This window comes from Nesterenkonia xinjiangensis, assembly GCF_013410745.1.
In the GTDB taxonomy this organism is placed as follows: domain Bacteria; phylum Actinomycetota; class Actinomycetes; order Actinomycetales; family Micrococcaceae; genus Nesterenkonia; species Nesterenkonia xinjiangensis.
The window spans coordinates 426,384-448,147 of record NZ_JACCFY010000001.1; the positions used below are offsets into that span (position 1 = coordinate 426,384).

At 70.9% G+C, this 21,764-nt stretch carries 13 protein-coding genes; 6 read left to right on the plus strand and 7 right to left on the minus strand.

Features of this window, described 5'->3' with window-relative positions; translation table 11 throughout:
• Positions 1–125: 125 nt before the first annotated feature.
• From HNR09_RS02010 to HNR09_RS16435, 4 genes are all read right to left on the minus strand, one after another.
• On the minus strand, positions 126–1,376 hold the full coding sequence (locus HNR09_RS02010; protein WP_179540526.1) for a hypothetical protein: 1,251 nt from the start codon (positions 1,374–1,376) through the stop codon (positions 126–128).
• Positions 1,376–4,588 carry an acylphosphatase gene (locus tag HNR09_RS02015; protein ID WP_179540527.1) on the minus strand — a complete coding sequence of 1,071 codons (3,213 nt, stop codon included), beginning with the start codon at positions 4,586–4,588 and terminating at the stop codon, positions 1,376–1,378. Before HNR09_RS02015 ends, HNR09_RS02010 begins: the two co-directional genes overlap by 1 nt.
• A 153-nt stretch (positions 4,589–4,741) precedes the next feature.
• Positions 4,742–5,158 (minus strand): hypothetical protein, encoded by a 417-nt coding sequence (locus HNR09_RS02020; protein WP_179540528.1) that lies wholly within the window; start codon positions 5,156–5,158, stop codon positions 4,742–4,744.
• A 9-nt stretch (positions 5,159–5,167) separates the two neighbouring features.
• Complete coding sequence (locus tag HNR09_RS16435; protein WP_179540529.1) at positions 5,168–6,865, minus strand: asparagine synthase-related protein; 1,698 nt, start codon at positions 6,863–6,865, stop codon at positions 5,168–5,170.
• Positions 6,866–7,023: 158 nt separating this feature from the next.
• Between HNR09_RS16435 and HNR09_RS02030 the strand changes: the two genes are divergently transcribed.
• Entirely contained in the window at positions 7,024–8,262 is a 1,239-nt protein-coding gene (locus HNR09_RS02030; RefSeq protein WP_179540530.1) for a sugar-transfer associated ATP-grasp domain-containing protein, read from the plus strand.
• Between the two features lie 33 nt (positions 8,263–8,295).
• On the opposite strand, the gene HNR09_RS02035 is transcribed toward HNR09_RS02030, so the two are convergent.
• Genes HNR09_RS02035 through HNR09_RS02045 form a run of 3 tightly spaced genes read right to left on the minus strand, consistent with a single transcriptional unit; the run spans position 8,296 to position 11,503 of the window.
• Complete coding sequence (locus HNR09_RS02035) at positions 8,296–9,438, minus strand: hypothetical protein (protein ID WP_179540531.1); 1,143 nt, start codon at positions 9,436–9,438, stop codon at positions 8,296–8,298.
• Positions 9,438–11,045 carry a glycosyltransferase gene (locus HNR09_RS02040; RefSeq protein WP_179540532.1) on the minus strand — a complete coding sequence of 536 codons (1,608 nt, stop codon included), beginning with the start codon at positions 11,043–11,045 and terminating at the stop codon, positions 9,438–9,440. The genes HNR09_RS02035 and HNR09_RS02040 overlap by 1 nt, the downstream gene beginning before the upstream one ends.
• 8 nt (positions 11,046–11,053) lie before the next feature.
• A complete protein-coding gene (locus tag HNR09_RS02045; protein ID WP_179540533.1) occupies positions 11,054–11,503 on the minus strand; it encodes a hypothetical protein in 450 nt (149 codons plus the stop codon).
• A gap of 134 nt (positions 11,504–11,637) precedes the next feature.
• On the opposite strand from HNR09_RS02045, the gene HNR09_RS02050 reads away from it, so the two are divergent.
• The 5 genes from HNR09_RS02050 to HNR09_RS02070 all read left to right on the plus strand — a co-directional run bounded on the left by HNR09_RS02050 (position 11,638) and on the right by HNR09_RS02070 (position 21,663).
• Positions 11,638–14,091, plus strand: a complete 2,454-nt coding sequence (locus HNR09_RS02050; RefSeq protein WP_179540534.1) for an ATP-binding protein — start codon at positions 11,638–11,640, stop codon at positions 14,089–14,091.
• A 298-nt stretch (positions 14,092–14,389) separates the two neighbouring features.
• Positions 14,390–14,869: a hypothetical protein gene (locus HNR09_RS02055; RefSeq protein ID WP_179540535.1), complete on the plus strand. Its 480-nt coding sequence runs from the start codon at positions 14,390–14,392 to the stop codon at positions 14,867–14,869.
• Positions 14,866–17,790 (plus strand): glycosyltransferase, encoded by a 2,925-nt coding sequence (locus HNR09_RS02060; RefSeq protein ID WP_179540536.1) that lies wholly within the window; start codon positions 14,866–14,868, stop codon positions 17,788–17,790. Before HNR09_RS02055 ends, HNR09_RS02060 begins: the two co-directional genes overlap by 4 nt.
• Positions 17,787–20,597: a glycosyltransferase gene (locus HNR09_RS02065; RefSeq protein ID WP_179540537.1), complete on the plus strand. Its 2,811-nt coding sequence runs from the start codon at positions 17,787–17,789 to the stop codon at positions 20,595–20,597. The genes HNR09_RS02060 and HNR09_RS02065 overlap by 4 nt, the downstream gene beginning before the upstream one ends.
• On the plus strand, positions 20,590–21,663 hold the full coding sequence (locus HNR09_RS02070) for an ATP-grasp domain-containing protein (RefSeq protein ID WP_179540538.1): 1,074 nt from the start codon (positions 20,590–20,592) through the stop codon (positions 21,661–21,663). Before HNR09_RS02065 ends, HNR09_RS02070 begins: the two co-directional genes overlap by 8 nt.
• The last annotated feature ends 101 nt before the right edge of the window (positions 21,664–21,764 follow it).

A 21,764-nucleotide genomic window follows, 5' to 3' on the forward strand; every position in this document is an offset into this window, starting at 1 on the left:
CCTGCCTCATCTTCGGCCGGCGGCCCCGGGCGTGCCGTCACTGATCCGGTATGTGCCCAGCTGGCTGTCGAGGAATTTCACCGACGGCCCTCGGCGCCAGGCCTCCAGAGTGAGGCCCAGGCTCGTTAGCCGTCCGCCCCGGTGGAGAACCCGGACACACCGGTGGCCGACGCCGGCCGGGAGTCCACACACATGAGGTGCTCACCGGCGAGGGTCCCGGCGACGGCCAGCTCGTTGAACAGGGCGACGGCTGCCGCAGATCCCTCCAGGTGGCCCCGGGCGATCCCGCCCACCACGTCCTCGGCCCGCGCGTAACCACGCAGTCCGGAGCCGGCCGCGGCCCTGGCGAGGTGCTCCAGAAAGTCCTCCATCACGGAGACGCCCTCCCAGCGGACATCGAGGGCGACGGTCGCCTGCGGCTCTCCGAACGCCTCGCCCGCCCCCTCGGCCACCGTGCGGGCCAAGATCCGACGAGCCAGTTCGAGGCTCCAGGCGGGGTCCTCGGCGGACTGCATAGACAGCCACGGTCGCTCAGAGACATCCACGACGACGACGTCCTGGGTCTCCAGAGGGCTCTTCGCCCCTCGGCTGAGGACGACGTCGACGGCGATCACCGCGAGCCCGGGGAAGACGGATGCGACCTCCTCCGAGTGGGTGACCAGCGACGGGTGGATCGTGGAGCGCACCTCTGCCCCGCCTCCGCCGGTGCCCCAGGCTCCAGCCGGCGAGTGGAAGGCCGAGACGACCTCACCGGCGATGAGCAGGAAACGGACGAACTCCCCACGGACCTGCTCCTCGATCAGGTACCGGTAGTTCTTCCGTGTCCTGGTCTGGTCATCCTCCCGCGGAGTATGGATCGCCGTGAAGGCGTAGGAGGCCGTGGTGTAGTCCGGGCGCAGCTGGGGAGCCACGCGCAGATCACGGATGCCTTCCAGCAGGTCTTCGGTGCTGGTGATCCCGGTGCGGGTCTCGATGGTGTTGTCGCCCACCATGGGCTTGAGCACCACAGGGAAACCGCGCCGCTCGGCGAAGGCCAGGGCGGCGCGGGTGCCGCCGCCGATGGTGAACGTGGCACCCTCGGGCACCCGGATGCGATGCTGCTCGAGCATGGCACGACGCACCCGCCGGTCCTGGACCAGGGTCGCGGTGGAGAGCTGGGTCTGCTGCGGGACGCCATGGGCGAAGGAGCCGCCGTCGAGGGTGCCGTCCTCATGGGTCAGCAGCAGAGCCTGCCCCGGGAAGAGCAGGGTCCCACAGCCGGCCTGCAGCGCGGCAGCGTGCACGAGCCAGCCGTCGGTGAGCTCGGGAGGGCAGTCTGCGGCGAGGGCCGCTGACGTCTCCCCTGCGGTCTGAGGCGAGCGAGGTGAGGTGGACATCAGTTCCCCTTCCTGACCAGACGGGCTGCGCGCCGTGTCACCGCCGAGGTGATGCGGGCGGGGTCGCGCAGCACACGGGCTGCGCGGACGGGATCGCTCAGTGCCCGTCTCGCCCGTGCCGACGCGCTTCGGGAGGCGTCCTGCCCGGCGACGGGATTCTTCCGGATCTCGAAGCCCTCGACCCCCGGGTCCTGCACGTGCACGGTGGTCACCGAGGTCGGACGGGCGCGCCGGGGGCCCAGCACCGCGGCGGTGGCCAGGGCGGCGACCGCGTCTGTGGGCCCCGACACCACGGCCTCCACGGACCGGTCGGACTTGCGGCGGATCCATCCGGTGCAGCCGAACTCGGCGGCACGACGGCTGAACCAGCCCCGGTACCCCACGCCGACGACCCTCCCCCGAGCACGGATGCGCACGCTGAGCCTCTCGGCCCGCTCCGGGAGGACGTGCAGGCCGAACTCTCCGGCGGCCCGACGCAGGAACTGGCTGGAGACCCGACGCGGGGTGCCGAACATGGGGTACTCGGCCACCGGGAGCGCCGCCACGGCGTTGAGCTCGCAGATCGCACCCTCCTGCTCATCGAGCGGGCGGGTATGGTCCTCCAGCAGGAAGTCCACTCCGCAGTAGGCCAGCCCGGGGACGGCCTTCACCGCCTCCACCGAGGCCTTCAGGATGCTGGGGTGGATCTCGTCGAGTATCTCGATGGAGTCTCCGCCCTGGGTGAGGTTGTTCCCGCTGTTGAGCAGGACCCGCTCCCCGGCGGGGATCACGCTGTCCCCCTGATACCCGGCCTTCGCGCTCTCATGCCGAGCGGTGGCGTTCCACTTCAGCTTCAGCGTGGCCAGGTGGGAGTTCTGCTTGCGGGCGGCGTTCTTCGCCAGGATCAGCTCGATCAGCGTGGAGGTCCCGTCTCCCACCACGGAGGCGGGCACTCGCTCGACGGCGGCCACGACCTCATCGCCGAGCACCATGATCCGATAGTCGCGCCCATGGATGTGCTTCTCCACGATGAAGTCCCCCGAGCCCATGACGCTCTGCCTCATACGGTCCAGGGCGGAGCCCAGCTCCTCGGCGTTGACGATGTTGGCGGTGACGCCCACACCCATGGATCCAGCGGCAGGTTTGAGGACCACCGGGAAGCCGATGCGCTCCGCGTACTGCAGGGCGCTGCCGGCGTCGCCGTTGCTGAAGGTGCGTCCGAGCGGAACCGGGCAGCCGTTGCGGTGCAGCAGGATCCGGGTGGACTCCTTGTGCCGGACGATGGAGGCCGCCACCACGCTGGAGAGCGGCCAGCGGGCGGTGCGGAACGACAGCGGCGACCGTTCACCGTCATCGGCCTGGAATGTCGATTTGTTGAACCGGCGGGTGTTCAGCCCGTAGGCCAGAGCTTCCCGCTCCACGATGTGCCCGTGCACCGCGTAGGACCCCATGGGGCGGATGTAGTCGACGTCGTCGTAGGTCAGCGCAGGGCGGCCCTCCAGCGTCGGGGCCGGCGGGGTCGGGTAGGTGGCGTAGTGGACGACGACGCCCACGAGATTCTCGTAGGCGAGATCGACGCCCAGTCCCGGGACCGAAGGGACGACGACCTGGTGGAGCACATCATCGGCGTCGTACTCCGGCTCGTACTCGGTCTCGTCATCCTCCTCGACCTCGTCGTCGACGTCGTGGCCGCCCTCGCGCGGTCCGGTGTCGTCATCCTCATCGTCGGTCCGCGCCGCCCGGCGTGCAGACTCGAGCTCCGCATCGGCGTCCGTCTCGACGTCGGCCGCGACGCCCACCCCAATGGCGGTCTCCGACTCGGCGGCGGTCTCCGTCTCGGCGGCAGCCTCACTCTCCGCGGAGTCTCCATCAGCACCTTCGGCGAGCGCGTCGTCCTCGATCGGCTCCTCGGCCCCCTCCCAGCCGAAGTCCGCCTCCTGCTCCTCCGTCCGGCGGCTCGCGGTCTCGGCAGCCGCCTGCGCCTCTTCCGCCTGGGCGTCGGCGGCGGCCTCTCGGGCTGCGGCCAGGGCCGCCTGCTCCGGGTCCAGGACTCGGGTGGTGATCTCCACATGGTTCTCCACCACGGCGGCCAGCCGGGCGGAATCGATGCGCGGCAGGGCCAGCGCCAGGTGCCGCAGCGCGGAGGTGGTCAGGCGGCTGGCGCCGACCATGCGGGTCAGGGCCACGGTGGCGTCGGGGTTCGCACGCAGCACAGCCTCGGCCAGATCGATGCTCTCCAACAGGCCACCGGCCTGGGCGGGACGGACGTTGACCGCCCGCAGGGGACGCCCTCCGTGCCCGGCGACGACGTCGGCGGCGTCCCACATCGAGCCGTCGCCCATGATGCGCAGGTCCACCTGGCGGTCACGCCTCAGCCAGGTCTGACGGTCGGCACGGCGCTGCAGGGACCGCAGCTGATCACCGTCCCCGGAGGGGACCGGCTGGCCCAGCACCAGCTGGGAGGGCAGGCGACCGCGGCTCATCTCACGGGCCAGTCGGCCGACCAGCCGGTGGGCCTCCTGGGAGCTGAGCGTACGGGCCACGGTGACCCAGAGCGGTCGGTCAGCAGCCTCCTCCCCGGCGGCCCGGTTGGCGGCCGTCACGTCCGTCAGGAAGGCCAGAGCCTCGTCGACGTCGGCGGGCACGGTCACCCGGCTGTGGTCGTAGCGCTCACGCTGGCCGTCCAGGCGGTCGAGCACCCGCTGGTGGTCGGCGCGCGGGGACACTGTGGTGGGAGCCAGGGGGGCGGCATCCCGACGACGTCCCAGCAGGTCGACCAGTGGGAGGTCGTGGGCTCGGGACGCCAGGTCGAGCAGAGCGACCTCGAGTCCGAGCAGCGTCCCGCGGAACGGCCGGGTGTGACCGTCCCGGCCCTGAGCGGAGGCCAGGGCACGCAGCCGGGCCATGGATTGGCGGATGGCGTGCAGAGTATCGGCAGGCGTCGCCACCGCCAGGGTGTGCCCTTGCAGGGATTCCACCGCCGTCTGGGCGAACGCCCAGGAGTCGCCGGCGTCGTCACCGGTGCGGCCGCCACGGGGCTGTCCCTCTCCCTGCCCACGGATCTCGGAGCCGTCTGCGGTGACGGCGCCGAGGGCGAAGATGATGTTGCTGGGCCGCACGGAGGACCGACGACGCGGCACCCGATAGGACAGCGCGCGGGCGAAGGTGATGCGGATGGTGCCCTCAGGGGCCGTCGGGGATCCCGCGACCTCAGTGGCGTCAGAGTGGGTCATCGTCTCAGCGGCGCTCTCGTCGATCAGTCTCGTGGGGTGCTCCGGCCAGTTGGGCCGGGCAGTCGATCGGGCAGGGACCAGACCGCTGCGATGCTATCACCGCAGCCATCCCGGATCGGGGCACAGAGGACGCGATTCAGCAGCAGCTCAGCCTCATTCCCCTGCTCCGCCTCCGGTCAGGCGGCGAAGCCGTCTCAGCGTGCTGCGGAGGGCTCTTCCGAGGCCGCTGCCCGAGGCTCCCTGCCGAGCAGCCGTCGTCGTGGCGTGCACAGCCTGCCGAGCCTCCTCGGGGCCGTCGGCCCGCAGCACCCGCTCCGGTCCGAAGCGGCCCAGCGCCTCCTGATGCAGCTCAGTGACGGAGTCCGTCTCCGACGCAGGGACTGCGATATGCGTGACCAGCACCGCGGCGGGAGCGTCCAGGTCTGCGAGGCTCTCCACCCAGAGCACGGACGGGCAGCCGGTGTGTTCGCCGCGGATCAGCGCCTCCAGCGTCTGCGGGTCCGGGGCGTCGTCGAGACCTCGCGCCGCCTTCCCCGCGTGCAGCAGCAGCGGCAGTTCTCGGGTGCTCATGATGCCTCCTCAGCCGCGCCGCAGCGGGGTGGGATCGGTCTCAGTCAGGCGGTTCTCATGCCGACGCAGCCACAGCGCCAGCAGGGCGAGTCCGCGGATCAGGTGCTGGGCCCGGGTACGGGTGAGCTGACGGCGCCACAGCTCGGCGTCGCCGTCGCGCAGCTTCTCCCCGAGCAGGGCCGCCGCCGGGGAGGCCATGACAAGCTCCCGATACCAGGCGGCCGCGTCCAGCGAGGCGCCGCGGCGCACATGCTGACGGCCCGTGGTGAGGTCCGCGGCGGTGGGGATGTCGTCGAACTCAGGACGCACCCGGCGCAGCAGGTCCGGGTACCAGCGGCCGTCCCGTTTCGCCGCGGGCTCCACACGCAGAGCCTGCGAGACCACCTGGTGGGACATGATCGGCACCGCCGTCGGCCGGCTTCCGCCCAGCACGGCGGCTGGGGCCATGCTGATGCCGGGCAGCGTGCGGGTCAGGTAGGCCGTGAGCGTCGCCCCCTGCGGGTGCTCGGCCAAGGGTTCGGCGATCGTCATGAAGTCATCGCGCCCTGCGGCGGTCAACGCGCCCGCCACTCCCGGGGCGAGGAGCTCCTCGGCCACCTGCAGGTATCGGGCCAGGCGGCCGAACCGGGAGGTCATCAGCTCCTGCGACCCGCCTCCCTCCTGGAGCACGGCAGGATCGTCGGGGAATCCGCCGCCCAGGAAGACCCCTCCGCCGAGACCGTCGAGCACGGTCCCCTGCTGACGGGCCAGCTCACGTGCCACCGGCATGAGCCACACATGGAAGGAGGCCTGATGCCCCGTCACCTCAGCGTAGTCCGCGAAGTCCTGCGCGAAGCCGTCGTGCCGGCCGGGCACGATCCGCTGCCGGATTCCCAGACCGGAGGCGATCCGGGCCGCGGTGAGCTCCTCCAGAGTCGTGCCGGTGTCGGAGCTGGTGGTCCAGGCGGTCAGCCCGCCGGGCTGGCCCAACTCGTCTGCGAGGCCGGTCAGCAGCCGGGAGTCACGGCCTCCGGAGAGCATCGGCTGCAGCGGGCCGCTCTCGCCGAGCGCGGCGACCTGACCACGCATCGCCTCCAGGACTTCGCTGGTGAGGCTCTCCGGGGTCAGGCCCGGTTCCGGGGTGATCTGCTCCCAGGGCCAGGTCACACGGCTGCGGCGCGGAGCGCCGCCGCGCTCCAGACGCACCTGCTCCATGGGGCCCAGACGGCGGATCCCCTCCACGGTGGTGCGTCCGGCCAGGGGCGCGCCGATGCCGATGATCTGTGCCCAGCCGGTCCAGTCGGGGGCGAGCGGCCCCGGCGCGGTGTCCACCAGCAGATTCAGCTGGGTGGCGAAGTAGACGACGTCCTCATGCTGCTCCACGTAGACGGGCTGGACCCCGGAGATGCCGGTGTGCAGGACCGTCGCGCCGTCAGGCTCCAGGACCACTCCCGCGACGTCGGCGTCACGGGCGGCGTGCTCCCACCGCACCGGCGCGGTCCCGAGCCCCGCGGGCTCCGGAGTGGCGGTGGAGAACATCCAGGCCTCGCCACAGTCCTCGGGGCGGGCCCGCAGCGCGGTGCTGCCGATGAGCAGCGCCGCAGGACGGTCGACGATCACCGCGGTGCCACTCTCCTGTGGAGTGAGTCCGGCCGCGCCGGCCATGCGCCGCACACGCGCAGGATCGCCGGCTCCGAGCATGCCGCAGACTCGGGTCGTCTCGGTCACAGACATCTCCTTGCGCGCCCGGTGCCCGGACGCCGACTCTTCGGGGACCTCGGATGCACGAGGATGGCAGAGGCCCGGGGCGTCGGCGAAGCACCGCGCCTCCGGCTTGGTACGATCCTAACGCTCGTGAACCCCTGCACCTGGAGGCGACCACACCGATGGATTCCGCGGCCGACCACGGACGGCACCCCGCCCCAGACGGTGCGGCACAGCCCGTGCCCTCGCCGACGCCTCCCCCGCCCTCCTTCCCCCGGAAGGTGGTGCGGAAGTCCCGGCAGATCGCCCGCAAGGCGGACCACAAGCGCCGCAACTGGCGCAAGGAGGTGCGCAAATCACGTCGCTGGGCCGAGGACTACCGGAAGTTCCTCCGCAAGGAGTTCCGGTGGGAGACCTCACCGGATATGCGTCGCCCTCAGTGGTGGGCCCAGGGTTTCCTCTCCCGTTCCGTGACCCTCTACGACCTCCCCAATGAGGACCAGCAGGACTACGTCACCGATGTCCAGCGATACACGCGCACCAAGCGGATGGTGCACCCCCACCTGCAGGAGATCCTTGACAACAAGTTCTCCTTCTTCCTGCTGATGAATCAGCTCGGGCTCGATTCCGACGTCGTGCCGCTGCTGGGCCTCTACTCCCGAGGAGAGGTCCACGTCTTCCCGAACGACGACCAGGTCCCCCTCCGGGAGTTCCTCGAGACCCGCCTGGAGGTCGGCCAGCGAGTCTTCGTCAAGCCCCTGCGGGGTGCGGAGGGGCGGTTCGTCGTCTCGGTCCGCCGCACCGCGGACGGCTGGAGGATGAACGGCCAGGATCGCAGCTTCGAGGACGTCGCCTCCTGGATCGAGGCTCGCCCCAAGCCGATGATCTTCGAAGCCGCCGTCCCGCAGGCCGAGTCCCAGGCCCAGCTCAATCCGCATTCCACCAACACACTGCGGGTGCTGACCATGCCGGACCTCACCCAGGGCAAAGAGCCGTTCATCGCCGTCGCGGTCCAGCGCATCGGCACCTCCCGCTCGGCCCATGTGGACAACTGGACCCAGGGCGGGCTCAGCGCGAAGATCGACATCGCCACGGGCACCCTCTCCCGCGCCGGGCAGCTTCCCGACGACCACACCCCGGTGTGGCACACCGTGCATCCGGACTCCGGGGCGCAGATCGAAGGCGCGACTGTCCCCTTTTGGGAGGAGACCAAGGCGCTGGTGCTCGAGGGCGCGAAGCGGCTGAACTTCATGGAGTACATCGGCTGGGACATCATCGTCAGCCCCACGGGCCCGGTCATCCTCGAGGCCAACGTCAACTCCGGGATGAACGTGCTGCAGGTCCACGGCCCGCTGTTGAAGGACGAGCGGGTGCGGCGCTACTTCGAGAAGCGCGGAGTGGTTCCCAAGAAGCGCAACTGAACCTCCCCCGCTGGCGACTCAGAGGGGCGGACCTCAGAGTGTGGTGGCCAGGTGGATCCTGCGCAGCCGGTCCAGGGCCGTGGGCAGCTCGGCGGCACGGATCCGGGTGCTCGCCCCATAGCCCATGAGCAGCTCCGCGCTCCAACCGGTGCCCGGCTCCTCCGGACGGTGCAGCACGACGACTCCGTCCAGCCCGTCGGGCACCGGCTGCTCCTCCTGCTGCTGGTCGGTGATGAGCAGCAGCGGCCCGGCCGCACCGACGGCCCGAGCGGCGCCCTCCCCTGCGGCACGGAGCAGCGCCTGATGCAGCCGCTCGGCCGTGGGACCGGCGGCCTCAGCCCGGCCTATGCGCACCACTGACCATCCGGACTCCGAGGCCCAGCCCTGCAGCGCCTCGCCGGCGGTGACGCCGTCGGCGACGATGACCCCGGCAGAGTCCCCGCCGATGACGGTGACCGTCGGAGTGAAACCCTCACCGAGGTCCAGCTGCCGAGCGAGGCCGTCCTCGAGGGCTCCCCGCCACCAGCCGCGCAGGGCCCTCTCCTCCTGAGAAGCCGACCCACCAGCCTGCGGCCCCTCGGGCAGCGCCTGGCGGGCCAGCTCTGCGGCGGTGGACATGATCTTCTCCGGCGCCCGAGAGAAGGCTCCCACCCGGGCGATGTCCGCCAGGACCTGCTCAGGGCTCTCGGGGGCCAACACCAGCGAGGCGCCGTACTGCCGGCGCGCCCACTCCAGGTGGTCGACGGCGGCCGGGAGCCAGTTCTCCCCCTGCAGCGCGGCCCAGTCGGCCTCACCGAGCAGGTGTTCCACGGTCCAGTCCACAGTACGCACGGGCGCGCTGGTCGGCACATCGGTGACGACCACCATGCGGAAGGCATAGGTGGCCTCACGGATGATCTCCACGGCCCGAGTCAGCGCGGCGTGCAGCGAGGCGCTGCGCCGTGTCATCACCGCCATCACGACCGGCAGCTCGTAGAAGGTCTGGGGGCGCAGGGTGCCCAGCGGAGCGAAGTCCATCGTGCTCGCCACGGTCAGCACCTTCTCACCGTGACGGCCGCGGGCCCAGGTCTCCAGGCTCGTGGACCAGGAGTCCGCGGAGGCGGCGCCGGCCGGCGCCTGACCGACGCGCGTGTCACTGGTCGGCGTCGAGCTGCTCGACGTGGAGGAGGTCTGCATCAGCGGGACTCCTGTCCTTCCCTGGGTGCATGGTGTGCGAGCGGGGCCTCCGCGGCGGTCCCGGGGGCCCTCGGCAGCTGGGAGGGCGTCATCACGCGACGGAAGCAGCTGGCCACCCGAGGCTCGGGGGCGACGTCGTCGCCGGCGCGGCCGCGCACCCAGGTGCCCGGGACATCGGCCCAGGCCAAGGCCCTGAGCACTCCTTCGGGGACCTCCTCCCCCACCACGAGCACCAGCCCGGGACGGTGAGTGCGCAGCAGCCGTCGCAGGCTGCCGTGGAGGTGGCTCTGCCAGGTCTGATCATCGGTCTGCAGCGCCGCGGCGGTGGGCAGCTGCACCGTGGGACCAGAGCCGTCGGGTCCACGACCGAGGCGGTCGGTCAGGTCCACGCGCAGCACAGAGCGGTCCCCGGAGGCCCGCAGGTGGGCGAGCGCCCGCTCCAGGACATCCTCCTCGGCCTGGGCGGCGACCAGCAGCGTAGGACCGGGCAGGGCCGGGACCTCCCCCGGCTCGGCGTCGACGGGGGTGCCGGGTGCCTCGACGCCGAGTTCTTCGAGCCGCCGGATGTGCATCTCCGGGCTGAACGCCAGGGCGAAGTCCTGCGCACGTGCGGACTGCTTCAGGAACTTCGCCGGGTCCGCGTAGTACTCGTCCACGGTGCGCTGGACCTCCCGCGGCGAGGCGTAGAGCGCGGCGTCGCCGAAGAGCTCCTCCATATAGGGCGGCATGATGGCCACGCAGCCGGCCGCCAGCGCCTCCATGGCCGCCCGGCCGAACGCCTCCTTGAGGTCCGGGTGGTGCATGTACACCCAGAAATCGATGCGTTCCAGGAAGTGCTCCGGCTCTTCGCCGCCGAACTCCACCACGTGCCAGCGGGAGGGCACGTAGCCCAGTTTGTGCTCGGCCACCTGCGCTCCGCCGAGGATCTCCACCTGATAGCGCGGCGAGTCCGGGTAGGCCTGCAGGATGTCCCGTCCGGTGGCCGGCCACTTTCCCGGCTGCGGACGGGAGTGCCGGCCGATCACCGGCCGATCCGCGATGAAGCCGGTGCGGCGACGGATCTCCCCGGAGATGCGGAAGATGTTGACCCAGTCCTTCTCCCGCAGCGGGACGCGGGTGGTCTGGTCCAGCACGGTCTGGCGCACCACCGGGCCGATGGGGGCCCACACCGGGGCGACGCCGAAGAGCCGGCGAACCCGCGCGTCGGTGGCCTCCACCGGGTAGTGCCAGGTGTCCGCGGCGTCGACCGCGGCATGGTTGACCACGATGATCACGTGGTCTGCGGTGATCCCCTCGCAGGCGGAGAGCGTGCTGTAGATCACCGTGGGGTGCCTGATGACCAGCACCTTGGCGTGGATCCGTTCCCGTGGGGAGGCGATGCGCACTCCGGGAAGGTCCAGGATGCGCTGGATGTGGGTGCTCCAGGGATTCGGGTAGTTGGTGATCGAGCCCGCGGCATGGACCAGTGCCGTGCTGATCCCGGCCTCCGCCTGGGCGCGGACCTCCTCGGCGATGCTGCTGGTGGTGCCGCCGGGCAGTCGGAAGTCGGAGAGGATGACGACGTCGACGTCGTACGTGTCAGCTGGCCCAGCCAGGACCGATGCCATGGCCGCCCTCAGTCCTGCTCGGGCGCCCGGGAAGCGTCCGGGGAGAAGGACTCTTGGAAGAGCCGACGGCGCAGCTGGGTCTGCGCAGCCTCCTGCTGCTCCAGCAGCCGGGCCAGGCGCTGCTCATTGCCGCCGTGGGCCTCGAGCTGCTCGCGCACACCTTCGATGACGTCCTCCGGGGAGATCTCCGGGCGAGGCTCACCGACGCGGCCTTCTTCGGACCGGGTCCGAGTGCGCAGCACCGCCCGGTGCAGCACCACGGCGCAGCCGGCGATCAGCCCCTGGGTAGCCAGCAGCAGGATGACCAGACCTGCGGTGTCATGGCCGAACAGCACCGCGAGGATCCCACACAGGGACACCACCGCCGCGGCGGCGCAGACCGCGAGCATCAGGCGCATCCGGCGCAGTCGCCGACCGATCATCGTCACCCGTCCCACTCCCCACGGTTCATTCTGCAAGACCACATCATTCATACCAGAGCCGGGCACCTGTGCGGCGTCGGCGCACCGGGCGACGGACACCCTCGCGGCACGCACCATACGGTCAGCGGATCACCAGCGATCACCCAGTCTCACCGCGCATCATGGCACCTGTGCCAGAACCTCGCGAGTACGACATCTCCCAGCATATGGCCTCCTTCGGGAGGCGGCCGCTGAGCACCGTGCTGCTCGAGCGCGAATGCCTGCGGCACGGCCTGGGCACCCTGCGCAGCGGCGGGCTGACCTTCACCGCCACGGACCCCGCGGGACGGAGCATGGTCTTCTCCCGCACCGGCTCGGTGCTGAACTCCAGCCCGGCCTCGTCCGTGGCACGGAACAAGCAGTCCACCCGGCTCCTCCTCGAGGAGGCCGGGGTGCCCGCGCCGCGTGGTCGACGCTTCGCCGGCGGCCAGTTCGACGCCGCCCGGGCCTTCGCCGAGCAGATCGGCTATCCGGTGGTCTGCAAACCGGTAGACGGCACCGAGGGCAAAGGCGTGGTCACCGGCATCCGCGACGCCGAGGAGCTGCGCTGGGCCTTCGACGCCTCCCTGGAGGCGGCACGTGGCGCCCGCGAGGCGCTTGTCGAGGAGCATGTGGAAGGGGAGGCCCACCGGATCATCGTCATCGCTGGTGAGGTGGTCTCCGCGCTGATCAGCCGCCGCGGCGCAGTGATCGGTGACGGCGAGCGCACGGTGGCCGAGCTGCTCGACGAGCGGCAGGCCCTGCGGGAGCGCAACCCGCACCTGATCGGCCGCCCCATCCCTCGTGGCGAGCCGCTGGATCGCCTGCTGGCTCGTCAGGGCACCGCACTGGACGCCGTGCCGGGCCCCGGGGCACGGGTGGAGTTCTCCTATGGCTCGAACACTCATCAGGGTGGCGAGCACGCCCAGGTGCTGCTGGACATGCACCCGTCCCTGCTCGAGGCGGCCCGCCGAGCCGTCGCGCTCATCCCGGGCCTGGACTCGGCCGGGGTGGACTTCATCATCGAGGACATCACCCGGCCCCTGCAGGAGCAGCGCGCCGCGATCTGCGAGATCAACTCAGTGCCGGCCATCGACTCCCACGAATACCCGGTCTACGGCCCGGCGCTGCCAGTGGCCGCCCAGCTGGTGGCACGGGCCGCTGCCCGGGCGGGCCTGCAGCTGACCCAGCCCGCTCCTGAGGCTGACTCTGCGACGCTGAGCGTAGAGATGACCGTCACAGGTCGCCTGCCGCACAAGGAGCATCCCCGCTGGTTCGCCGAGACAGCCCGGCAGATGAACCTGGTCGGCAGCTACCGCCGCGTGGACGACCGGGTGGTCCGCGCAGTGGTCTCCGGCCTGGCGGAGAACGTGGGGGTCTTCCTCTCGCGCGCCTACGACGGCTCGGAGCACTCTGCGGTGCACACCGTCGAGTCCCGGCCCTGCGTAGCACCAGAGACGGATCGCTTCAAAGTGTTTGACGCCGACCCCGCAGACTCCTGGGCTCCTCGCCGCTCGCCTGGATCGCTCGACCTGCCCGGTGACGTCGCCCACGAGCTGCTGCGCGGCCAGGAGCCGGACCTCTGGCTGGTCCATACCGCCCTGCTGGAGGCCGGACTGAGCACCCGGTCCCTGCCCGGCGGCTCGCTGGCGGCCGCCGCACGCGGCAGCCGGCCACGCGCAGATGAGGCGTCCGTCTCCTTCTCGTATGTGCGCTCCACGGGCAACAGCTTCGGCGGCGCGGCCATGACCCGAGATCGGGCGGCGCTGTGGCCGCTGCTGGAGGCTCGAGGAGTCCCCACTCCACTGTGGCGCCGTTTTCCGGTGGGCGCCCACCGAGCGATGACCGAGTTCGCCGACTCGTTGGGCTGGCCGGTGAGGATGGGCGCCCCGGGGCCGGGAGAGGACGTCGTCGTCGAGGACGCTGAGTCACTGGCGGTCTCCGCCCGGCAGGCGGGGGCCCGGAGCCGCCGCTCTGTGGTGATCTCCTCGCACCGGCCGGGCCGGCGGCTGGATCTGCTGATCGCCGGGCGCGAGGTCCTCGCCGCGATCGAGCACGGACCCGACGAGGCGCGCACTCCGATCCCGGTCGCGAAGATCTCCGCGGGACTGCGCGGACTGGCGGTGCGTGCACTCGCGGAGCTCCCCGGCATGGCGCTCGCCCAGGTGCACCTGGCGGTGACCGATGTGACGGCGCCGCTGGGGGATCAGCAGACTCTGCTGGTGGAAGGCATCACCTCAGCACGACAGCTGAACAGCTTCAGCGCGTCCGGCCTCCCGGGTGCGCTGGAGCTGGCCCGCGAACTGGTCCGCCGGGAGCTGACCCGGTCGGGCCTGCCTCCCGAGCCGAACGCCTCCTCCCCGGAGGGCGCCGAGCAGGTCCGGCAGCTGGAGCTGCTGGGTGTGCCCGATGCGGAGGCGACGACGCGGCGGATGGAAGCGCTGGCCCAGCGGATCGGATGCCGCCCGTCCCAGGTGCAGGCGGATGTGGCCCGCGCGACGTTGCGCGCCGAGATCTCGGGCACGCCCGCGGAGCTCGCCCTGCTCGCCACCGCGCTGCTCACGGCACGCACGGGCGCCCGCGCGGACGCCGCCCTCCTCAGCTGACGATGACCGAGCCCGACGGCGCCTGAGCGTAGCCCACACGTCACCGATGAACGCCGGTGACGCCGTCTTGTCCCTGAGCCGCGCTAGACTCTGCCTGGATCGACCTCGGTCATGCTCCCTGTCCGCCGCCTGTCGGCGTGCGGGGGGAGGTTTGTAGACTGTGGGGCAACTGTGGCTGGGCGCACGCGTCAGCTCCGGTCGCAGCGATCACGCACGCAGCAGTCGGAGGCTCCCCGCGCGGGACGCACCAGGGAGCACACCGTCACAGATGAGGCCGACCACGAGGAGTCCAGCAGCGATGACGGGAACGGTCACCGAACCCTCGAATGAGCGCACCCAGGAGCTGAAGCCGGTTCCGGATCTTCCCGCGCCGCCGCAGGGCGAGCAGCTGGACCCCCTGGTGGTGCAGCTCCTCGAGCAGCACCGCGCCCTGCTGCGCGAGCTGCAGTGGGCCTATAAGCAGCTCGACACCTTCCACCGGCTGGAGGTCGAGGGCGTGCTGAAGGATCTCTCCCGCAGCATCGACGAGAAGATGGCGGACCGCCAGCTCGCCAAGCAGGTGGAGAGGCTCTCCAAGGACGTCGAGAAGCTCACCCGGGACGTCAAGTACGTGAAGAGGAACACGCCTGAGCAGTCCGCCCGGATCACCCACTCCGCCCGGCGCGCCGTCAAGGTCGCCGCGACCGACCCCAGGCGCGCCGCCCGGGCCGCGGCGCGTCGTCTGCCCCGCCCGGTGAAGGATCGCCTCAAGCGGCTCTCCGGGGGCGCCGGCAGATGACGCCGGAGCCGAACACCCTCCAGTACCGCATCGCCCAGCTCGAACAGGGACTGGAGCTCTTCGAGGACCTCGGCACCGAGCTCACGGGCCACAAGGCCTCGCTCGAAGGCCTGCTGCAGGACACCCGATTCCGCCAGCTCTCTCCGCTGCGCGCGACCCCCTTCACCCACGGCGCGCTCAACGCCGAGCAGCTGCTGGAGGACGTCCGCCCCGCTGTGGAGGCCCTGCCGCCCGGGGAGATGGGCATCTCCCGCCCGCACAGTCAGCTGAGGATCGCCGTCGTCTGCGACAGCTTCTTCCACCAGTCCATGGACGGCCTGGTGGACCTGGTCCCGCTGAAGCCCAAGGACTGGCGCAACCAGCTCACCGAGGAGAACCGCCCGGACCTGCTGCTGGTCGCGGCCACCTGGAAGGGTGTGGACGGCAAGTCCTGGATCGGCAACGCCCGCCCCGACTCCTGGCGGCGTCGGCAGCTCACGGACGTGATCATGCGGACCTTCCGCGAGCACGGCATCCCGGTCGTCTATTACGGCAAGGAGGATCCGCCCAACTATGAGCTCTTCCTCTCCCTGGCCCAGGCCGCGGACCACATCCTCACCACCGCGGAGGAGATGGTCCCGCACTACGAGCGGGACTGCCCGGACGCGCAGAGCATCGGGGTGCTGCCCTTCGGGGTGAACCCGCTGGTCCACACGCCCATCGGTTCCCGGCCCGCCGCCAGCGACCTGATCCACTTCGCCGGCTCCTGGCTGCCGGAGAAGTACCCGCAGCGCACCACCTACGGCTCCTGGGCGCTCAACGGGGTCATCCAGTCCGGCTACCCGCTGGTGATCATCGACCGCCACTCGGCCTTCGAGCCCAGCCCCTATGACCGCCGCTACTCCTACCCGCGCGGCTACACCCCTTACATCGCGCCCGCGCAGCCGCGTGAGGACCTCATGGAGATGCAGCGGGTGACGGATGTCGCGGTGAACCTCAACTCGGTGGTCGCCTCCCAGTCGATGTTCGCCAACCGGGTCCTGGAGCTGCAGGCCTCCGGCACGATGGTGATCTCCACCTACAACCAGGGGGTGAACTCGTTCTACCCGCAGGTGCACATCGCCAACTCGGCCGACGACGTCGCCGCCATGTTGAACTCCATCACGCTGGAGGAGCTGCGCCGGGTCCAGGGCGACGGCATCCGCAAGGTCTTCCTGGACGATCACGCGATCAACCGGCTGGCCAGCATCGCCCGGGCCGCCGGCGCCACCCCGCCGCAGGACAGCGAGCGCATCCTGGCGGTGACGGACAGACCCACCGACGCCCTGGCCCGGGAGATGGCCGAGCAGACGCATTCCGCCGTGCCGCTGACCAGCTGGGACAGGCTGCACGAGCACGACGGCGACTACGACATCCTGCTGCCCGTGACCCCGTCCCGGCACTACACGCCTCGCTACGCCGCCGACCACGCCGCGGCCTTCACCTACCAGTCGGCCGCGGTCACCACCAAGCTGGCGGGCACCGCCGCAGAGACCGACGACGACGCCCACCGCCACCACACCGGCATCCGCCGGCTGGACCTCACCGCCTGGTGGCGTCCGGACCTGGACGGCGTGGACTCCGCGACGAGTCTGACTCTCCGCGCCCGCCAGGCCCGGGTGTACGCCGTGGACCATCTGAACCATCACCCGGCGGACCGCACCGTGACGATCTCGCCGAACACCGGGGAGCTCTCCGGTGTGGCCCAGGCGCTGAAGGACATCCAGGAGGACCTGGTGTTCTCCAATGCGGACCCTGCCCAGCTGGACCACTCCGCCCATGCTCCGCTGGCCCGGCGCATCCTCACTCCCCGCCGGCCGGCCCCTGACCGGTTCCGCGGCGACGACCTCGACTCCGCCGGCCGGGAGTTCCGTGCAGTGGCGGAGAAGTACGGCCTGCAGCTCTCGGTGGTGGTGCCGGTCTACAACAACGGCGATCACCTGCGGCACAAGGCCTTCGCCTCGCTGCGCCGCTCCACGATCTTCGACGTGATGCATGTGCTGCTGATCAACGACGGCTCCACGGATCCGGCCACCGCCGACACCGTGGAGGACCTGGCGCACACCTATCCGAACGTCTCGGCCTTCCACCACCCTGAGGGTGGCTCCGGCTCGGCGTCGCGGCCGCGCAACACCGGGCTGGCGCTGGCCTCCACCCCGTATGTGACCTATCTGGACCCGGACAACGAGGCCGTGGAGTCGGGGTACACCCGGCTCTACCAGGAGTTCGTGGAGCACCCGGAGGTCGACTTCGTGCTGGGGCACATGACCTTGTGGCGCAACGCCCCGACCAAGCGGCAGCAGAAGAACGTCAAGACGGTGAAGTTCCTCAACAGCCTGGCCAAAGGCATGGAGGAGGATGAGCACGGGAACCTGATCAGCCCGGACGATGTGCTCTCCCGCACCGCCTTCATGCCGTTCAGCATCCAGGCGATGATCGCCCGCACCTCGTGGCTGAAACGGCTGGGACTCACCCAGCCGGTGGGCGGCGTCGGGCAGGACTCCTACTTCTCCCAGCAGATGCTGCACTACGCGCGTCGGATCCGTCCGGTGCGCACCAAGGTGCACACCTACTACAGCGAAGTCAGCGACTCCACCGTCAATGCCGTCAGCGCCCGGCTCTTCCACCGCTACGTGCCGTTGGAGCGGGACCGTTCCGAGTGGCTGCGCTCGGTGGGCCTGCTGGACGAGTACCGCCGGACACGGCTGGAGGGCTTCCTGGTCAGCTGGTACCTGAAGAAGCTCGACGCCGTCCCGGCCGAGCAGTGGCAGGAGGCGGCTGAGACCCTGGCCTGGATCGTGGACCTCTACGGAGGCTACGACGGCGACCATCCGCGGATCCTGGACTTCTACCGATCGCTGCACGACGCACGGCCCGAGGCTGCCCAGGAGGATGCTCGATGACCCGCCCACCCGCCGGGGAGTTCTCCTCCCGCGTCGCCGAGCTCGACGCCGGTCTGGAGGCCCTGGAGTCGCTGATATCCGGAGGAGGGTCCCAGCGGGGGCTGCGCCGGACGCTGCTGCGTGAAGGGTCGCCCCACCTCTCCAGCCCCTTCATCCGGGACGCTCAGGACGTCGGCGAGCTGATCGATCGTCTGGCGCCCGTGCTTCAGGAGCTTCCCCCCGGCGAACCGGGGATCGCGAAGCCGCACACCGGGCTGCGCGTGGCGATCATCTGTGACGAGCCGCTGCATCGGAGCTTCACCGGGCTGGCTGACCTGATCTACCTGAGCCCCGAGTCCTGGCAGGAGCAGCTTGCCGAGTCGGGGCCCCCTGACCTGCTGCTGGTGACCCCGGTGGTCTCCGGGATCGACGGCGGCTGGTCCGGCGTCGAGCGGCTCTCCTCCGCCCCGCGGACCGCGCTGACCGGACGCATCATCCCGCACCTGCGCGCCCGGGGTGTCCCGGTGGTCTTCTGGGGCACCCAGGTGCCGCGCTTCTACCCGCACTGGCAGGGCATCGCCGAGCAGGCGGATCACATCCTCACCGCCACCGCGGAGCATCTCCCCCGGTACGCGCAGGACTGCCCGCGGGCGCAGTCGATCGGGCTGCTGACGATGGGGGTGAACCCGGTGCACCACTCCCCGATCGGCACCCGCCCGGCGGCCACAGACCTGATCCCGTTCTTCGGGACCTGGCACGAGCAGCTCTTCCCCCAACGACGCGAATACGCCGGCTGGCTGCTGGACGGGGTGCTCGAGTCCGGCCGGCCGCTGGCGCTGATGGACCGCCGCTCCCAGGATCCGGCCCGCACCGGCGAGACCGCCTGGCCCCCGCGCTGCACCCCGTACCTGACCACGACTCGTCCGCGGGACCTGGTGGCTCGGCTGCACCGGGCCACGGACCGTGCGATCGCGTTGAACTCCGCGGTCGGCTCGCAGACGATGTTCAGCGACCGGATCCTGGAGCTCGAGGCCTCCGGGACGATGGTGCTCTCCACCTACAACCAGGGCGTGAACTCCGAGCACCCGCATGTGCACATCGCCCAGTCTCCCCAGGACGTGGCCGCCGCCTTAGAGGTGCTCACCCACCGGGAGCTGCGCCGCACCCAGGCCGAAGGCATCCGGAAGGCCTTCCTGGACCACCATGCCGCGGACCGGCTGATGACGATCGCCGCGGCCGCCGGCGTCGGGACGCTGCCACGCTCTCCACGGCTGCTGGCCGTCACCGAGGAGCCCAGTGAGACGCTGCGCCGGGACCTCGCGGGGCAGAGCCTCGGCCCGGTGGAGCTGATCGACTGGGAGCAGCTCTCCCGCCGAGCCTCCGCCGGCATCGCAGAGGTGGACATGCTGCTGCCGGTGAGTCCGCGGCACCGCTACGCCCCCACCTACGCGGCCGACCACCTGGCCTCCTTCGCCCACCAGCGGGACTGTGTGACCACCAAGCTCGCCTCCCCGGGCGTCCCGACCGGAACCCTGGACGGCACGCGGCCCAGCACCACCGCCGACGCCGTCGCCCGGTCGGATCGGCACTCCCACCGGCACCGTGTGGGTGTCGAGGACCTCGCACTCAGCGCCTGGTGGCGCCCGGCAGCCGACCGGCTGGTCTCCGCCGAGCGGCTGGGGCAGGTGGCGCGCAGCGTGCAGGCCTACGCGATCGACGGATTCGGACATCACCCGGCGAGCACGCAGATCACCCTGCGGGACGCCGCTCCGGACCTCGACGACGACGTGGAGACCTTCGCCGCCGAGGTCCGCGAGACCGCCGAGACCCTCGGGCTGCGCCTGAGTGTGGTGATCCCGGTCTATGAGAACGGCGACCACCTGCGGCACAAGGCCTTCGCCTCGCTGCGCCGCTCCAGCCTCTTCGACCAGATGCACATCCTGCTTCTCGACGACGGCTCCAGTGACCAGGCGACGCTGCAGACCGTGGACGAGCTGGCCCGCGAGCACCCGCAGGTCAGCGCCTACCGCTTCGCCCAGGGCGGCTCCGGTTCTGCCTCACGCCCCAGGGACTTGGGGGTCCGACTGGCCGCCACCGAGCAGATCGCCTTCCTCGACCCGGACGATGAGATGGTCGAGGACGGGCTCGCCCGACTGGTGGCTGAGCTGGACGCTCATCCGGACGTGGACTTCGTGCTGGGCAACTTCACCCGTTGGTCCACCCGGCATCAGCGTCTGGACCACCACGCGGAGATCCAGGAGACCTTCGCGGATCATCTCGATGCGGCGGGCACTGTCGTGCTGCCGGCCAGCCCGCACGAGCTGTGGGGGTTCCGCTCGCTGCGCATCCACGCCGCGGTGGTGCGCACCGCCTGGCTGCAGTCGCTGGAGCCGGTCCAGCCGGTGGGCGCGGCCGGGCAGGACAACTTCCTGGCCCAGCAGATGATGCACCGGGCGCGCAGGATCCGCTCTGTGGACACCCCGGTGAACGCGTACTACAGCGAGGTCAGCGGGTCGATGGTGAACTCGGTGTCCCCCCGGTACTTCCGCAAGTATCTGCCGCTGGACCGTGCCCGCGCCCGCTGGCTGCGCGAGAACGACCTCCTGGAGACCTACCGCCGCACCCGGTTCGAGGGGTACACGGTCAACTGGTATCTGAAGAAGCTGCGCACTGTGCCCCGGGAGCAGTGGCTGGAGGCCGCCGAGACGATCGCCGAGATCCTCGCCTGCTACGGGGAGCACGAGTGGACCGACCCCGTGGTGGGGCAGTTCTTCTCCGGTCTGGAGACCGCCCGGGCGGGTCAGGGTGGGAACGGCGCCGATGGTTGAGCCGCCCGCACGTCGGGGGCCGGCTGAGCCGACCACCGACGCGAACCTCGCCTTCGTGCAGCGGCACCTGGCGCACCGGCATCTGCAGTTCACCCCGCTGGCCTCATGGCCGGGACACCGTGGTGCCTTGACACGTGAGGCCAAGCGCCGGGGCCTGACGGTGCGCGAGCAGGACAAGTCGATGTACTTCTTCCAGGCCGGCCGCTGCATCGGCGGCACGGTGGGGCTGATCAGCACCCTGGTCGGGTACTCCGCGGCCCGCACCACCCGCTCCAAGACCTTCACCAAGGATCTGCTGGCCCGCGCCGGGCTCCCGGTGCCCCGGGGCCGGCACTTCCCGGCCACCCGGCTGGAGACCGCGGTGAGCTGGTGGGCGGAGCAGACCACCGACGGCGGACTCGGCGAGGTCGTCGTCAAACCCGCCGACGGCAACGCGGGCCGGGGGGTCAGTGTGGAGGTCCGCACCGAGGATCAGCTGCGCAGCGCGTGGCAGCGTGCCCGCCGCGAGTCCAGCAGAAAGCAGGTGATCCTGGAGGAACAGGTGCGCGGGGTCGACACCCGGGTGTTCGTGGTCGGCGACCGCGCGGTCGCGGCGACGGTCCGGGTCCCCGCCCATGTGATCGGCGACGGCTCCCGCAGCGTGGCAAAGCTCGCCGAAGAGTACGAGCAGGCCCGCACCGTGCACAAGTACCTCTCCTCGCGCCCCACGTTTCTCGACGTGACGCTGATGGGCCGGCGCGGCATCGGACTGGACGACGTCCCCGCCACCAGTGAGGTGGTCTTCCTCAACGGGACGGCGAACGTCTCCCAGGGTGGGGTGACGGTCGACGTCACCGAGGAGATCCATCCCGAGCTGCTGGAGCTTGCAGTACGCGCGGTCTCGGCCTTCCCGGACCTGCGGTGCGCCGGCGTCGACCTGCTGGTCCCTGAGCTCGGCTCCCCGGAGGGCGCGACGGTGATCGAGCTGAACACCTCGGCGAATCTCTCCATCAATCAGGTACCCGGATACGGGACGCCGCGGGACGTGGCCGCGGCTCTGCTGGAGGAGATGCAGCGCGGCCGATGAGCGAAGGTCCAGGAATTGAGAAGGCCGGCGCCGGCCGAGCGAGCAGGCCCTGGGGCATCTAGACTGATGACGGCCGGGAGCAGGGGGTGCTCTCGGACGAG

Bases quoted from the DNA above. Each gene is read 5' to 3' on its own strand.
- HNR09_RS02010 (WP_179540526.1), bottom strand. From the start codon at position 1,376: ATGTCCACCTCACCTCGCTCGCCTCAGACCGCAGGGGAGACGTCAGCG.
- HNR09_RS02015 (WP_179540527.1), bottom strand. From the start codon at position 4,588: ATGACCCACTCTGACGCCACTGAGGTCGCGGGATCCCCGACGGCCCCT.
- HNR09_RS02020 (WP_179540528.1), bottom strand. From the start codon at position 5,158: ATGAGCACCCGAGAACTGCCGCTGCTGCTGCACGCGGGGAAGGCGGCG.
- HNR09_RS02030 (WP_179540530.1), top strand. From the start codon at position 7,024: ATGGATTCCGCGGCCGACCACGGACGGCACCCCGCCCCAGACGGTGCG.
- HNR09_RS02035 (WP_179540531.1), bottom strand. From the start codon at position 9,438: ATGCAGACCTCCTCCACGTCGAGCAGCTCGACGCCGACCAGTGACACG.
- HNR09_RS02040 (WP_179540532.1), bottom strand. From the start codon at position 11,045: ATGGCATCGGTCCTGGCTGGGCCAGCTGACACGTACGACGTCGACGTC.
- HNR09_RS02055 (WP_179540535.1), top strand. From the start codon at position 14,390: ATGACGGGAACGGTCACCGAACCCTCGAATGAGCGCACCCAGGAGCTG.
- HNR09_RS02060 (WP_179540536.1), top strand. From the start codon at position 14,866: ATGACGCCGGAGCCGAACACCCTCCAGTACCGCATCGCCCAGCTCGAA.
- HNR09_RS02065 (WP_179540537.1), top strand. From the start codon at position 17,787: ATGACCCGCCCACCCGCCGGGGAGTTCTCCTCCCGCGTCGCCGAGCTC.
- HNR09_RS02070 (WP_179540538.1), top strand. From the start codon at position 20,590: ATGGTTGAGCCGCCCGCACGTCGGGGGCCGGCTGAGCCGACCACCGAC.